Origin of the sequence: Desulfoferula mesophila (assembly GCF_037076455.1) — a bacterium.
GTDB classification, from domain to species: Bacteria; Desulfobacterota; Desulfarculia; order Desulfarculales; family Desulfarculaceae; genus Desulfoferula; species Desulfoferula mesophila.
Genome location: NZ_AP028679.1, coordinates 4,271,243 through 4,284,740, shown reverse-complemented (window position 1 = coordinate 4,284,740; position 13,498 = coordinate 4,271,243). Strand labels below are relative to the sequence as shown.

Here is a 13,498-nt window from a genome sequence, read left to right as displayed (position 1 = left end):
AGGACCGCGTTGAAGAAGTCCAAGTTCACCGAGGAGCAGATCACCTTTGCCCTTCGGCAGGCCGAAGCGGGCACGCCAGTGATTGAGATCTGCCGCAAGATGGGGGTGACCGAGCAGAGCTTTTACCGCTGGAAGCGTAAGTACGCAGGCATCGGAGTGGCCGAGCTGCGCCGACTCAAGGAGTTGGAGAAGGAAAACACCAAGCTCAAACAGTTGGTGGCCGACCTGACCCTGGATAAGCATCTGCTCCAGGAGGTGCTGCGAAAAAAGTTTTGAAACCGGCGCAGAAGCGATTGGTGGTGGATTTTCTGACCACAGGGCTTCAGGTGAGCGAGCGCCGGGCTTGCCATTTGATCCGGATCGCCCGATCCACCCAGCGATACCAAAGCCAGGCCAGGGATGACACCGCCCTGCGCATTAGGCTTAAAGACCTGGCCGCCTCAAGGGTGCGCTACGGCTACCGCCGTCTGCATGTGCTGCTCTTGAGGGAGGGCTGGGCAGTCAATCATAAGAAGGTCTACCGCCTTTATCGCGAGATGGGTCTGTCCTTGCGGCTGAAGCGCTCCAAGAAGCGGCCCAGCCAGGTGCGCGGGCTGGTGCCCGTGGCCAGGCGTCCCAATGAGCGATGGAGCATGGATTTCGTATCGGACAGCCTGCACGATGGCCGGCGCTTTCGAGCCTTAACGATAGTGGATAACTTTACCCGGGTTAGCCCGGCCATTGAGGTGGGGGTTTCGATCACCGGCAAGCGGGTGGCGATGGTCTTGGACCGTCTGAAGACCCTACATGGGCTGCCCACGATGATCACCGTGGACCATGGTCCCGAGTTTACCTCGCGGGCCTTAGACGAGTGGGCCTATCGCAACGGGGTAAAATTGGACTTTACCCGGCCTGGCAGGCCCACTGATAATGCCTACATCGAGTCTTTCAACGGAAAATTCCGCCTGGAGTGCCTGAATCAAAATTGGTTTGCCTCGCTGCAGGATGCCCAATCCAAGATCGAGGCGTGGAGGAGAGACTACAACTGGGAGCGTCCTCACAGCTCTTTGGGCAATCAGACCCCTAGGGCTTTTGTCCAAAGCTGGGAGTCTCCCGAACCCATACCCCTGATCGCGGTGGGCCTAAAATCCTAACCCTTCCGCTGGTACAGAATTTGGGGGAAGGTCATGGCCCAAAATCCTAACTTAAAATCTGGACCACTCTGAGGGGGGCAGGTCACTAGGGTAGAAATTTTTCTGGAGGAACCAGATCTTGGCCTGGCCAATCGCCGAGAGAGGTGTGGGAGATCACCCGGAGCGCGTGATTGATCGCCTGTGGCATTTCTCCGCGGGGATGCCCGCCAAGCGAGCCGGGCGATAACACTTCCACCATGGCCATTTCTTTTACTTTAACTCCTGTAGCTTAACGCCCGCGCATCAACTCAGGCAGGAACAAGGTTATCTTCGGGAAATAGATCAAAATTAGCAAAGTGATGCAAATGGCTATGATGAAGGGGATCATTTTAATGGATATCTGCTCCAGGGTTCGCTTGGTCAGGCCGCAGGCGACAAACAGGTTAACTCCCAAGGGCGGCGTCAGGAAGCCGATCTCATTTGTGACTACGAAGATGATTCCGAAATGGATGGGATTGATCCCCAATATTTTGAGAATGGGCAGGAAAATCGGGGTCAGGATAATCACGGTGGAAAGGGTTTCCATGAAGGTCCCGATGGCCATCAGGAAAAGAGTGATCACGATCAATAGGATGGTCGGATCTTTGGAAATAGAAAGAATGATATTGGCAATTTTTTGCGGCACTTGCTCCAGGGCCAGGAAACGTCCAAAGAACATGGCGGTGCCCATGATCAACACCAGCCCACCGCAAATCAGGCTGGTTTCGGACAGGGAGTCCCAAAAGGCCTTGAACGTAAAGATTCTTTTGACCACGAAACCGACAAACAGAGCGTAGAGCACGGCCACTACCGAGGCCTCGGTGGGCGTGAATATCCCCAAATATATTCCGCCCAGGATTAAAAAGGGCATGAAAATAGAGAATTTACCCCTGTTTATTGCCCTGAGCAGACGCCGGATGCTGAAGGGTTCCTGATCAGCGGCATATCCTTTGGTAATGCCCGTGAACAAGCAGACCGCAATCATGGCCAGACCGAGGAGCATGCCGGGCACCACGCCGGCGATGAAAAGATCGGCGATGGATACGTTGGCCAACACGCCATAGACGATCATCGGGTTGCTGGGCGGAATGATGACTCCCAAGGCGCCTCCCGAGGCGGAGACCGCGCCGGCGAAATCCACTTGGTAGCCTTTGCGGAGCATGGCCGGGATCATGATGGAGCCGATGGCGGCGGTGGTGCCGGGACCGGAACCGGAAATGGCCGCGAAAAACATGCAGGAAAACACCGTAACCACGGCCAGCCCGCCGGGAATCTTGCCCACCAGAATGTTCATTACTTCGATAATTTCATTGGTGATCTCGCTGCGGATCATTATCCCGCCGGCCAAGATGAAACAGGGGATGGCCAACAGGGGAAACTGATCGACCCCGGTGAACAGGTTTTGGGACAAGGTGACCAAAGGAATGGGGGAGCGCAGGAGTTCGATAACGGCCGGTATGCCCAGGGTGGCGAATATCGGCACTCCGATGAACAGGCAGAATATGAATGTCGCGGTGAATAGCATCTCAGCGTTCCTTTAGGCCCCGGTGGTTAGTTCAGAATTGGCCTCGGAGGCGCCATTGCTCCGAAATTTCTTCCAATAGCCCCATATGATTCGCACCGTCATCAGCGCATGGGCCAGAGGAATGACCGCGTAGATATACGCCATGGATACGTATAGAGAAGACGAGTACATGGGGTGTTTCAGCATGATTTGCAGGAGCATAACTCCGGAGGCCACAATGGCGCAGTTGAACATCACCCACATAAAGTCAGCCAGGATGAGGCAGGCGTTTTTCCAGGCTGGGGGGAGCCGGTCAACGATGACCGTCACCCTGATGTGGGTTCCGGCCTGGGCGGCCAGGCTTCCGGAGATATAAACAAACCATATAAAGGAAAAGCGCGACAATTCCTCGGTCCAGGAAATGCCGGTATGCAGTATATAACGGGAAAAAACCTGGGCTCCCAATAAGATGACCAAGGAAAGGAGGCAGAAGTTAGCCACCAGCTTTTCAAAATTGTTGAACAAATAGACAAGAGTTTTTTTCATGCCAGTAACCACCGAAATTTATGGGTGAACAGGTTGCGCAAAACCGCGCCCGCCATTTTGCCTTTCAATGGTGCTGGGGCGAAGCCGGCTCCCCGGCCCTTGCCGGGGAACCAACTTCCTATAAGGCCGCGCGCCCCCTTATTGGGGCATCTTGCCGGTCTTCTTGTACTCCAGGGTGGCGTCGACCCAGGCCTTGCCGCCGCCCACGTACTTGTACAGACTGGGCCAGATGGCCACGCATTTTTCCTTCCACACATTCTCATCGGTGAGCGTGCAGAAGTGGGTGCCGTGCTTCTTGATGAGGGTTTCCTTGATCTTGCCCTGCTCCGCCTTGACGTAGTGGTAGTGGTTCACGTCATTTTGTTTGGCGGCCTCCTTGATCAGTTCCTGATCCTCCTTGGAGAGGCTCTGGAACCAGGTGTTGTTGACGATCAGCACGGCGGCTTGCGGCGTGTAGTGCGTTTCGATGACGTACTTGATGTCTTGGTAAAAGCCCATCCTGAGAATGGTATCCAAGGGACTGTCAAAGGCGTCCACCACCCCTTGCTGGATCGCGGTGAAGGTCTCGGACCAGGCCACCGGGTAGGGCGAAACGCCCAGGGCCTTCCACATGGCTTCCATTACCGGGTTCTTGGGGATCCTGATCTTTAGGCCCTGCAGATCGGCCAGGGTTCGCACGCACCTGTTCTTGGTGAAGAAATAGCGGAACCCGTTGGTGTAGCCGCCCATTAGCAGCAGGCTGCCCGACTCCTTGAGAACGCGTTTGCGCAACTCGTCGAAATAGGGTCCGGGAGCCAGCAATCCGCCCTTGCCCACCACGTCTTCCATGGTGGCGTTTAGGTAGGGCAGCACCAGGATGTTCAAGGAAGGGGCCAGTTGGGCTACGTTGTTGCCGGTGATCGCCGCCATCTGGATGGTGCCGATCTGTACCGCTTGGGCCATGTCCTGCTCGCCACCCAGGACCCCTCCGTCCAGGGTGTCGACTTTAATCTGGCCCTTTGATTTACTCTCAACCACGTTGGCCAGGCCGTGCACGTACACTCCATAAGCCTGATCCGCCGGGCAGCACTGGGCTATCTTGATGGTCATGCGGGGATTGGAAGCGGCCAGTGCACTGCCCCAGGTTCCCAAGACCAGGGCCGCGATCATGGTTTGCAATAAAAGGACCTTAAAAAATTTATTCATCTTTCGCCCTCCTCTACTTTGCTTTTGTGTTGTTAGGTATCGACTAATGACACATCCACTCCGTCGGAGGCCTTTTATCATGGGCCTTCCTGCGGTTTACGGAAATTGTGGGTTGGCTTTTATCAACACCCCCTTCTTAATGGTCAACCTGGGCACCAGCAGGTAATCACCCGTGAAGGATCGACCCTGGATGCCGTCGGAAAAATTAAATTCGCCTTGCTTGAGTTCCAATATGGTTAGATCGGCTGGATAACCGGCTCGCAGACATCCCTTCCGGTGGCTTTCCTTGATGACCTGGGCGGGGTTGCAGGTGGTCATGGCCACCACCTCTTCCAGGGTCAGCCCGGCGGCCATGAATTTGGACATGCTGACCGGCAGGCTATGGACCGACTGTAAGTTCACACCGGTCAGGTCGGTACTGATGCATGAGGGGCGGAAGCCGCGCCCGATGGCCTTGCGGGCGATGGAAAAGCTGAAGTTGGTCTTAGCGTTGGCCACGTCGAAAATCACCCCACGACGCCTCGCTTCTTCGGCTTCGTGCAGCATGACACCGTCCTGATCGATCACTCCACCCCTTTTCCAGGTGAAGACGTGGGTCAGGATGTCTCCCGCTTCCAACATGCCGAGCATCCCCTTGGTGAACTCGGCCAGTTCTGTTTCGCCGACCTCCTCTTCGGGTTCCGTACCCAGATGCACCATGAGTGGCAGCCCAGCTTTGCGGGACAATCCCTTGACCAAGCTGAAGCCTTCCAGGCCCAGATTGCGCACAAAGGCGCCGATGGCCCGCACCTTGAGGCCCTTAATGGTTTCAGGGAATTCCTGGATGGTGTCCAGGGTGGACGCCAGATCCAGGTTGCGTCGGTCCCAGATCTCCGGCATGACTGCCAGACCTGTGGAAGCGAGGTTTAGGAAAGAAAGGACCTCGGTCTTGACCGCGGGGGTGATGTATCTGGGTAGTCCCCGGAAATTGGCCCAGCCCAGGCTGCCACCATCGCAGACCGTGGTCACTCCGGAGTAGACGCCGCATTCGTCCGGTGAGCAGCCGATGGGTATGAGACCGTCGGCTACGTGGGTGTGCAGGTCTATCAGGCCGGAGGTGACGATTTTACCTTCGACGTCGATGACCCGTTGGGCGGTGCCGGTAGAAATCTCCGTGGCCACTGTCTTTATGTGGCCGTTGGTGATGACAATGTCTCGTTGCCCCTTGATTCCCATGGAGGGATCGATAAGCATGGCGTTTTTAAGCAGGAGGTCTTCCACCACGAGTCCTCACCAATCAATAAAAGCTAGATGGTCTAGGTTTGGGGCCGGCCCGGCCGCTTCCAGCTGCCAAAACTTCGCGGGCGACCCGGCGGGTTGGGAATTATTCTTGCGCAGCTGGTACCGGTTCCGGGCAATCCAGAGGGCGAGCCGCCGCCTGGGCGCGGTGCGGCGGAAATCATGTGGGTGGGTTTGGTCGGAAAAATCAGGGCGAGGAGCTTTTGCTTTCAGGAATAAAAATCGCGTTCCGCCCATCGGACTACCCCTGCTCATGTTCCCCTCCATCGCTAAAGGGACTGGGTTAGCTGGCTTGCGCATGGCCATATCAGGATAGATTTCCTGTTATGCGGCAATGGCCGTTTTGCGGCGATTGCGAATTCAAGTGAAAACGATTGTACGATAATTAAGACAACTCCTAGTTGCCGGCAGTTACACCTTTTCTTCAGCGGAGCGCCTAAGGGCGCAGAACCGTCTTGAACCCCTGTCCCGCGGCCAGGCGCTCGATAGCCTCCGCGGCCTTTTCCAGGGGCAAGGTCTCACCGATGGCCCGCATGAAGGAAGCCTGGTTCGCCTCGGGAAGGTTGGCCAGATAATCCAACATGCGCCTCCAGGTGCGCTCCGGGGCGGCGGGTGAGCCAATGATGGTGGTTTCTGTGCGCACCGCCAGGTTGGTATTGACCTGGGCCGTAGAGGAGATAATGCCCAGGAGCACCACCGTGCCCCGTTTGCGTACCAGCCGCAGGCCTATGTCCAGGCCCACGGGCGCACCACTCACCTCAAACGCCGCGTCGGCTCCTCCGCTCCTAGTCCGTTCTTTGATCAGGTCCTGCATCTCGTCCAGGTTCGTGGCGGTGCTAACCCGGGCCAGGTTTTCCTGGAAGATGGCCAGGCGGGGTTCATCCTTGGGCAGGCCCAGCACGAAAATGCGGTTGGCTCCACCTAGCTCGGCCAGCAGGGCCACCAGGTAGCCGATGGGTCCCGGGCCGATGATGGCGACGTTGCGCCCTTGCATGCTGCCCAACTTGAGCACCGCGTTGAAGGCGATGGATATGGGCTCAGACAATACCGCCAGCTCCACCGGGTAATCTGGAGGCAGCACGTGGCAGTTGCGCGCCGGCACGGCCACGTATTGGGCCATGGCACCCGCGTAGTGCACTCCCAGAAGCCGCCGGTGGTCGCAAATGGCCTCTTGCCCGGCCAGACAGGCGGGGCAGCGCCCGCAGGAGATGGGGGTGCGCGAGACCACCCGGTCGCCTACGGCCACGTCCTCCACCCCCGGCCCCAGCTCTTGCACCACGCCGGTGTACTCGTGGCCCAGGATGGCGGGCAGCATGCCGGCGAAACGCTCCTGATAGTCGGGAGTCCAGTGGTAGGCGTGCAGGTCACTGCCGCAAATGCCGGCCAGCTCCACCTTGACCAGCACCCAGCCGGGTTGGAGTTTGGGCTCCGGCACTTCCATTACCGCCACGCGTTGGGCCTGGGGCAGGTCCTTGACCACGGCGAGCATATCGTTGCCTCCCTATCCGCCGGTGGCGGAGTTAGTCCATAAGGGTGCCGCCATTCACGTCCAGGATGTGACCGGTGATAAAGGCGGCTTTTGGGGAACACAAGAAATAGGCGGCTTCGGCGATCTCCTCAGGTTTTCCCAGGCGGCCCAGAGGCACCTTGGCCGCCAAGGTCCCCCATTGGGCCTGCGGTATCATCGTGCCTTCCATGGGGCCGGGCGCCACGCAGTTCACCCGGATGCCCTCTACCGCCAATTCCACGGCCAGGGACTTGGTCAGCGAGTTGACTCCCGCCTTGGAGGCGCAGTAGTGGGCCTTGGTGGCGCCGGAGTTGGCCCCCAGGGCGGCGAAGCCGGTTTTGGAGGCGCGGGAACTGACCAGCACCATGGCCGCCCCCGGTCCGTACTCCCGCAGGGCCGGTATGGCTGCTCGGCACATATTGAAGGCTCCGGTTAGGTTCACCCGGATGACGCTTTCCCATTCTTCCAAGCTGGTTTGTTCGATGGGCTTGGCCGGTTTGGTGATGCCCGCCGAATGCACTACGGCCTTCAAAGGGCCCTCATTGCGGGCCTGAGCCACCCACTGCGCGCAGTCATCCGGGTTGGTCACGTCGCCTTGCAACGCCAGGGCGTTGCCGCCGATGGCCTGGGCCTGTTGGCCAGCGTCCCCCAGGTCGGCCAAGACCACGAAGTGGTCGCGGGCGAAACGTTGGGCGCAGGCCAGACCGATGTTGCTGGCAGCGCCGCTTATTAGGACCACTTCTCTATTATCGCTCATCGATAGTCTTCTTTTCCTCACGGACCCTAGAATTCGGGCCCGATTTTTAACAGGGTCTTGATCGACTTGCCGGCCAGGATGCGTTCGTTAAAAACCTGAGGTAGCTCCTCCAGGCTGATGATCTCGCTGATCATGGGGCGGCCGTCCAGGCGCCCTTGGGCCATCCACTGTAATATTTGCTTGTTTTCCTCGTGGGTGTTGGAGATGGAGGCGGTGAGCTTGGCTTCGGTGAAGGTCAGGCGCCGCATGGGGATGCGGGCGAAGTCGCTGATGACGCTCACCACGGTGATGCGCCCCTGCACGGCGATGAAATCCAGGGCCAGGGGCACGTTGTCTGCGATGCCCGAGCACTCGAAGACGGCGTCAAATCCACGATCCTGGGTGAGGTCGAAGACGTGGTAGCCCAGGTTTTCCCGCAAGGGGTCCACCGCCGCGTCGGCCCCGAAGGCCAGGCCCACTTCCCGCTTGGCCGCCACCGGCTCGCTGAGCAGGATGGGGCCGAATCCGTGCAGCTTGAGCAGGGCCACCATGGCCAAACCTATGGGCCCGCCGCCCATGACCAGGGCCGAGCCGCCCTGGGCTTGTGAGCAATTCAGGCCGTGATAGGACGAGGCGAAGACCTCGGCCAGGGCCGCGTTGCGCGAGTCCACCCCCTCGGGGATGGGGATGAGCATGCCCGGCAACACCCGCACATACTCCGCGAATCCGCCGGGCAGGTCGCGCACCCCCAGCAGGCGGCGGTACTCCGAGCAAAAGTGGGGCTTGCCGCTGGTGCAAAAAGCGCATTGGCCGCAAAAGGTGGGCCGCATCATCACCCGCTGGCCGGGCTCTATACCCTCCACCCCTTGACCCACCTGGTGCACCACCGCGCTTATCTCGTGCCCCAGGATGTAGCCTTCTTCAAAAAAGCCCTTCTTGATGAACGATATGTCAGAGCCGCAGACTCCGGTGTCAGCCACGCGGACCACCACCTCGCCCGGGCCCGCCTGGGGTGTGGGCACCTCGGTGAAGACCAGGCCCTGCTTCCGCGAACAAATCACTGCTTTCATGTGTTGTGCTCCGGGTCCTCAATCCATAAGGGTGCCACCGTTGACGTCCATGGTGTGCCCGGTTATGAAGCGGGCCTGGTCCGAGCAAAGGAAGCGGCAGGCATTGGCTATGTCTTCAGGTTCACCCATGCGCTTGAGTGGCACCCTCTGGGCGATGCTCTCCCAGAAGTCCGGGTTGATGGTGGCCCCCGGGCGACCATCGGGATTGAGGCTCTTGATGGGGCCCGGGGCCACGCTGTTTACCCGTATCTGATCTTCGCTCAGCTCGTAGGCCAGGCACTTGACCAGGCAGATCACCCCGGCCTTGGAGCAGCAATAGTGGGCCTTGGACATCTTGGTAGAGCCAAGGCTGGCGGTGCCGCCCTTGCCCGAGCGGGAGGAGATGAGCACGATTGACTTGTCGGAGAAGCCCGAACGCTTCAGGGCCGGGATAGCCGCTCGCGATAGGTAGAAGCTGCCGGTCAGGTTCACCTTGAGCACCCGGTCCCATTCGTCCAGGTCAAGGTTTTCCACGAACTCGCCGGGCGAGCTAATGCCCACGGTGTTGATTAGGCTTTTGAGGGGGCCATGCTTTTCGGCCTCGTCCACCCAGGCTCGGCAGTCGTCATAGTTGCTGATGTCGCCGCGTAGGCCCATCGCCCGCTCCGGTCCCAGCTCATGCACCACCGCCGTGGGGTCTCCCATATCGGCAACCACCACGAAATGGTCCTCGGCCATGAGGCGTGCAGTGGCTGCGCCTATGTTGTTGGCTCCGCCGGCCACCAGGGCTACCGGTCTATCGCTGCTCATTTGCTATCCCCCTCCGCTTAGAAAAGGGAGCCCATGTCCGTGGCGTCGCCATGCCGCGCCTCGGGGTCCAGAGCCACCTCAATTACCGTGACCTTATTGCTGTCGTGGGAGGCCTTGAGCGCGTCCATGAAGGTGTCGCTCGAATCAACCTGCATCGCCTCGGCGCCCATGCCGCGAGCCATCTCGGAGAAGTTGATGTAGCCGAAGTTGCAGTAGACCATGTTGTTGAGCTGGTTGTCGCGCACCATGCCCAGGCCCGAGTTGTTGAGTACTACGAAGGTGATGGGCTGATTGAACTGCACCGCGGTGGCCACTGCGTCGTGGGTCATCATGAAGCCGCCGTCGCCGGCCACCATGGTCACCCGCTTGTCCGGGCAGGCGAACTTCACGCCCACTGCAGCCGGCGCGCCCCAGCCCATGGCCCCTGTGCCGCCTGGGGTGATGTAATGGTTGGGGTAGCGGCAGCGGATGATGTGTTTGCACCAGATGCTGTTGTTGCCCGCATCGGTCACCAGCAGGTCATCGGCGGTCATATAGCGGTTCAGGGCGTTGTATACGTCAGCGTAGTGCACCTTGCCCGGCGCGTTGTTGAAGGTGCGAACTTCGTCGTATTTGTTGCGCTCCTTGAGCTTGGTGATCCAGTTCATGCGGGCCTCTTTATTGGAGCTGTCCAGCTTCTTGGCCAGCAGGTACTCCACCACGTCCTTGCAATCGCCGGTAATAGGCAGATCCACCGGCACCACCCAGGAGGCGTTGCGCGGGTCGATGTCCACCTGCACCAACTTCTGGCTGCCCGGGCGGATCATGCCTGGGTCGCGGAAGCGGGTGTAGTCGGCCCCCAGGCTGGCTCCCAGGATGAGCACCATGTCCGACTCGGCTAGGAGCCGGTGCGAGGCCTTGGTGCCGCCGAAGGAGCCCATGGTGCCGGCGCACACCGCCGAGGTCTCATCGATGATGCTCTTGCCGTTGGTGCTGGTGACCACGCCCAGGCCCACCTCGTTGGCCAGCTTGAACAGGGCCTCGCCCGCCCCGGCCTGGCGTGCGCCGAAACCGGCCAGCACCACCGGGCGCTTGGCCTGGTTGATCATCTCGGCCAGCTTGTCCATGGCCTCCTGGTTGGGGGAGGGCGGGGTGTAGAGCAGGTAGTTGGTGGTGTCGTAGACCGTGCTCTTGAGCACCGCCGGGTAGTCCTCGCGCACGAAATCGGTTCGGAAGATCAGGGCGCCCACGCCCTTGCGGGGGGTGTTGCAATGCTTGAGGGCCATCTGCATGCCGAAGATAGCCTCGTCGGGGCGGGTGGCCAAGCTGGAGTACTTGCAAAGATGGGAGATGGAGGCCTTGGCGTCGCCTGCGCCGTAGTCACCGGTCATGGACTGATAAACTCCGTAGGCGCCCATGCCGTTGTAATCGGAGGTGCAGGCAAGGAACATCATGGGGGTGCCGGAGAAGAAGGCCTCCAGGCAGCCAAAGGCGCCGGTGGTCACCGCCCAGGGGCCTTGGCCCATAAACACGCCGGGTGCGTCCTTTATTCGGCCGTAGGCTTGGGCCATGATGGAAGCCGATTGTTCGCTGCGGCCCAAAATAACCTGGATTTCATCGCGACGCTCATAGAAGGCCGGGGCCAGCCAGGTGATTCCCAAACCAGGGAATGTAAAGATTTGTTTGATTCCAGCTTGGATGAACACATCCACCATCTTGTCGCGAGTTTTGACATCAGACACTTCAGTTCCTCCTGAATTACGGCCGTCTATGAATCGTTGCGGTCCGGCCCTGATGCCAGACCTTTAGATAGGAAGGGCTCGCCGGCTATCATCGCCGGGCATGTAAGGGGAAAGGTAAAGGCAGCCGCCAGTGGGCTCCATGATTGGCGCCAAAAGGTTTTACCCCAAATATTCACTAGTTAACCTTTTTGCCTCCAGCGGCCGAATTGGCTTGACACGCGTTTGCAATTGCTGTTATGGTCGACCATAGCACACTGTAAAACCACTATCAAACAAAATTTTTGCGAGAAAGTCAGTATGGAGTCCTCCAACCAAGCGAATGGAGCCCAAATCCTGGCTGAGGCCATTAAAGGCTATGGAATCACCCATGTCTTTTATGTGGAAGCCGTCCTGCGGCAGACCCTGATCCGCTTGGAGGAGCTGGGGATCAAGCGAATTGTGACCCACGCCGAGAAGTCGGCCGTCTACATGGCCGACGGTATGGCCCGGGCCACCGGCAAGCCGGCGGTGTGCATGGCCCAGTCGGTGGGCGCGGGCAACATGGCCGCCGGCCTGCAGGAGCCCTGGCTGGCCCACTCGCCGGTGGTGGCCATCACCGGGCAGAAGCAAGTGTCCCACCGCTATCGCAACGCCTACCAGGAGGTCTATCACCGCCCCTATTATGAGCCGGTGACCAAATATAACGTGGAGGTAAACACCCTTAGCCAACTCCCCCTCCTGCTGCGCCAGGCCTTCCGCGAGGCCACCACCGGTTGCCCCGGCCCGGCCCATATCGACGTGTACGGCATCCTGGGCGACGAGTTGGAGCGCGCAGCCGGCGAGTTGTCTATGGTCTGCGAGGAGCGCTATGCAGCTTATCCGGCCGAGCGCCCCGCGCCGGCCGCGGCAGACGTGGAAAAGGCGGTCGAGGCACTCGAAAAGGCCGAGCACCCGGTGATTGTGGCCGGCAGCGGGGCGGTGATCTCTGAAGCGGGCCCCGAGATACTGGCCCTGGCCGAGAAGCTGGCCATGCCCATCGCCTACGCGGTGGACGGCAACGGGATGGTGCCCCCTGGGCATCCCCTCTGCCTGGGGCCGGTGGGCACCTACAGCCGCTGGTGCGCCAACCAATGCGTCTCCGAGGCAGACCTGGTGCTATTCGTGGGCTCGGGCACCGGCGACCAGGTGACCAACATGTGGAGCATCCCCAGGTCGGGCACCCAGGTCATCGAGGTGAACATCGAGCCCGCTCAGGTGGGGGTGAACTACCCCAATCTCTGTTCGTTGATCGGTGACGCCAAGGTGGCCGTGGGCCTGCTGGCCCAGACGGTGAAACCCCAACGTGGAGAAACCGATTGGAGCCGCCGCGCGGCGGAGTTGGTGCGGGCTTGGCGGGCGGAGGTGGAGCTCTTGATGAGTTCCGACGCCCGGCCCATCCGCCCTGAACGCCTGTGCCGCGAGGTTACCAAGGCCCTGCCCGAAAACGCCATCCTGGTTTCCTGCACTGGCAACTCGGCCATTTGGAGCGGGACCATGATCGAGCTGGCCAAGCCGGGCCAGCGCTATATCCGGGCCACGGGCGGTTCCCTGGGTTGGGCCTTCCCGGCCTCCCTGGGAGTCAAGTGCGGGGCTCCGGAGCGGCCGGTGGTTTGCTTCACCGGCGACGGCGGCCTCTATTACCACCTCTCCGAGTTGGAGACCGCGGCTCGCTGGAATATCCCGGTGGTGGTGCTGGTCAACAACAACGGAGGCTACGGCCAGTGCCTGCGGGGCATCCGCGGCGCCTATGGCCAGCATCCGGGCCGAAAGGAAGACCAGTATCTATTCCACAAGGTCAACTTGGCCCAAGTAGCCCGGGAGATGGGTTGCGAAGGTGAACGGGTGGAGGACCCCGCGCGCATCGGTCCGGCCATCACCGAAGCCCTGGCCTCGGGCCGCCCCAGCCTGGTGGAAGTGATGACCGACATTGACTGTCTTTCCCCCGTGCCCTGGCAACCCCAGTGGGCCGGCGGCTAGCCCCGAAAGGCGAGTA

Annotated in this window: 11 protein-coding genes; 2 read left to right on the top strand and 9 right to left on the bottom strand. The window is 60.1% G+C overall.

Annotated features, from left to right (window positions below; all coding sequences use genetic code 11):
• The first annotated feature begins 9 nt into the window (after positions 1-9).
• Positions 10-1,133 (top strand): IS3 family transposase gene (locus tag AACH32_RS19855; RefSeq protein WP_338603524.1). Its coding sequence is split into 2 segments (ribosomal slippage): positions 10-271 and positions 271-1,133, totalling 1,125 coding nucleotides; the frame shifts between segments, so codons are not numbered across the junction.
• Between the two features lie 268 nt (positions 1,134-1,401).
• On the opposite strand, the gene AACH32_RS19850 is transcribed toward AACH32_RS19855, so the two are convergent.
• From AACH32_RS19850 to AACH32_RS19810, 9 genes are all read right to left on the bottom strand, one after another.
• The gene (locus AACH32_RS19850) at positions 1,402-2,676 is read right to left on the bottom strand and encodes a TRAP transporter large permease (RefSeq protein WP_338603521.1); all 1,275 of its coding nucleotides are present in this window, start codon (positions 2,674-2,676) and stop codon (positions 1,402-1,404) included.
• Positions 2,677-2,688: 12 nt separating this feature from the next.
• On the bottom strand, positions 2,689-3,201 hold the full coding sequence (locus AACH32_RS19845; protein WP_338603518.1) for a TRAP transporter small permease: 513 nt from the start codon (positions 3,199-3,201) through the stop codon (positions 2,689-2,691).
• A gap of 138 nt (positions 3,202-3,339) precedes the next feature.
• Positions 3,340-4,386, bottom strand: a complete 1,047-nt coding sequence (locus tag AACH32_RS19840; protein WP_338603514.1) for a TRAP transporter substrate-binding protein — start codon at positions 4,384-4,386, stop codon at positions 3,340-3,342.
• A gap of 96 nt (positions 4,387-4,482) precedes the next feature.
• Positions 4,483-5,649 carry an amidohydrolase/deacetylase family metallohydrolase gene (locus tag AACH32_RS19835; RefSeq protein WP_338603512.1) on the bottom strand — a complete coding sequence of 389 codons (1,167 nt, stop codon included), beginning with the start codon at positions 5,647-5,649 and terminating at the stop codon, positions 4,483-4,485.
• A 451-nt stretch (positions 5,650-6,100) separates the two neighbouring features.
• A complete protein-coding gene (locus AACH32_RS19830) occupies positions 6,101-7,153 on the bottom strand; it encodes a zinc-dependent alcohol dehydrogenase (protein ID WP_338603510.1) in 1,053 nt (350 codons plus the stop codon).
• A 31-nt stretch (positions 7,154-7,184) separates the two neighbouring features.
• Positions 7,185-7,928, bottom strand: a complete 744-nt coding sequence (locus tag AACH32_RS19825) for an SDR family NAD(P)-dependent oxidoreductase (protein ID WP_338603508.1) — start codon at positions 7,926-7,928, stop codon at positions 7,185-7,187.
• Between the two features lie 26 nt (positions 7,929-7,954).
• A complete protein-coding gene (locus AACH32_RS19820) occupies positions 7,955-8,977 on the bottom strand; it encodes a zinc-dependent alcohol dehydrogenase (protein ID WP_338603506.1) in 1,023 nt (340 codons plus the stop codon).
• Between the two features lie 18 nt (positions 8,978-8,995).
• Positions 8,996-9,766, bottom strand: a complete 771-nt coding sequence (locus AACH32_RS19815; RefSeq protein WP_338603503.1) for an SDR family NAD(P)-dependent oxidoreductase — start codon at positions 9,764-9,766, stop codon at positions 8,996-8,998.
• Positions 9,767-9,783: 17 nt separating this feature from the next.
• A complete protein-coding gene (locus AACH32_RS19810) occupies positions 9,784-11,487 on the bottom strand; it encodes a thiamine pyrophosphate-binding protein (RefSeq protein WP_338603501.1) in 1,704 nt (567 codons plus the stop codon).
• 297 nt (positions 11,488-11,784) lie between these two features.
• Here AACH32_RS19810 and AACH32_RS19805 point away from each other — a divergent pair, with 297 nt between their 5' ends.
• Positions 11,785-13,482, top strand: a complete 1,698-nt coding sequence (locus tag AACH32_RS19805) for a thiamine pyrophosphate-binding protein (protein WP_338603498.1) — start codon at positions 11,785-11,787, stop codon at positions 13,480-13,482.
• The last annotated feature ends 16 nt before the right edge of the window (positions 13,483-13,498 follow it).

Coding starts and splice junctions, on each gene's coding strand:
- AACH32_RS19825 (WP_338603508.1), bottom strand. CDS start 7,928: ATGAGCGATAATAGAGAAGTGGTCCTAATAAGCGGCGCTGCCAGCAAC.
- AACH32_RS19850 (WP_338603521.1), bottom strand. CDS start 2,676: ATGCTATTCACCGCGACATTCATATTCTGCCTGTTCATCGGAGTGCCG.
- AACH32_RS19815 (WP_338603503.1), bottom strand. CDS start 9,766: ATGAGCAGCGATAGACCGGTAGCCCTGGTGGCCGGCGGAGCCAACAAC.
- AACH32_RS19840 (WP_338603514.1), bottom strand. CDS start 4,386: ATGAATAAATTTTTTAAGGTCCTTTTATTGCAAACCATGATCGCGGCC.
- AACH32_RS19805 (WP_338603498.1), top strand. CDS start 11,785: ATGGAGTCCTCCAACCAAGCGAATGGAGCCCAAATCCTGGCTGAGGCC.
- AACH32_RS19820 (WP_338603506.1), bottom strand. CDS start 8,977: ATGAAAGCAGTGATTTGTTCGCGGAAGCAGGGCCTGGTCTTCACCGAG.
- AACH32_RS19830 (WP_338603510.1), bottom strand. CDS start 7,153: ATGCTCGCCGTGGTCAAGGACCTGCCCCAGGCCCAACGCGTGGCGGTA.
- AACH32_RS19845 (WP_338603518.1), bottom strand. CDS start 3,201: ATGAAAAAAACTCTTGTCTATTTGTTCAACAATTTTGAAAAGCTGGTG.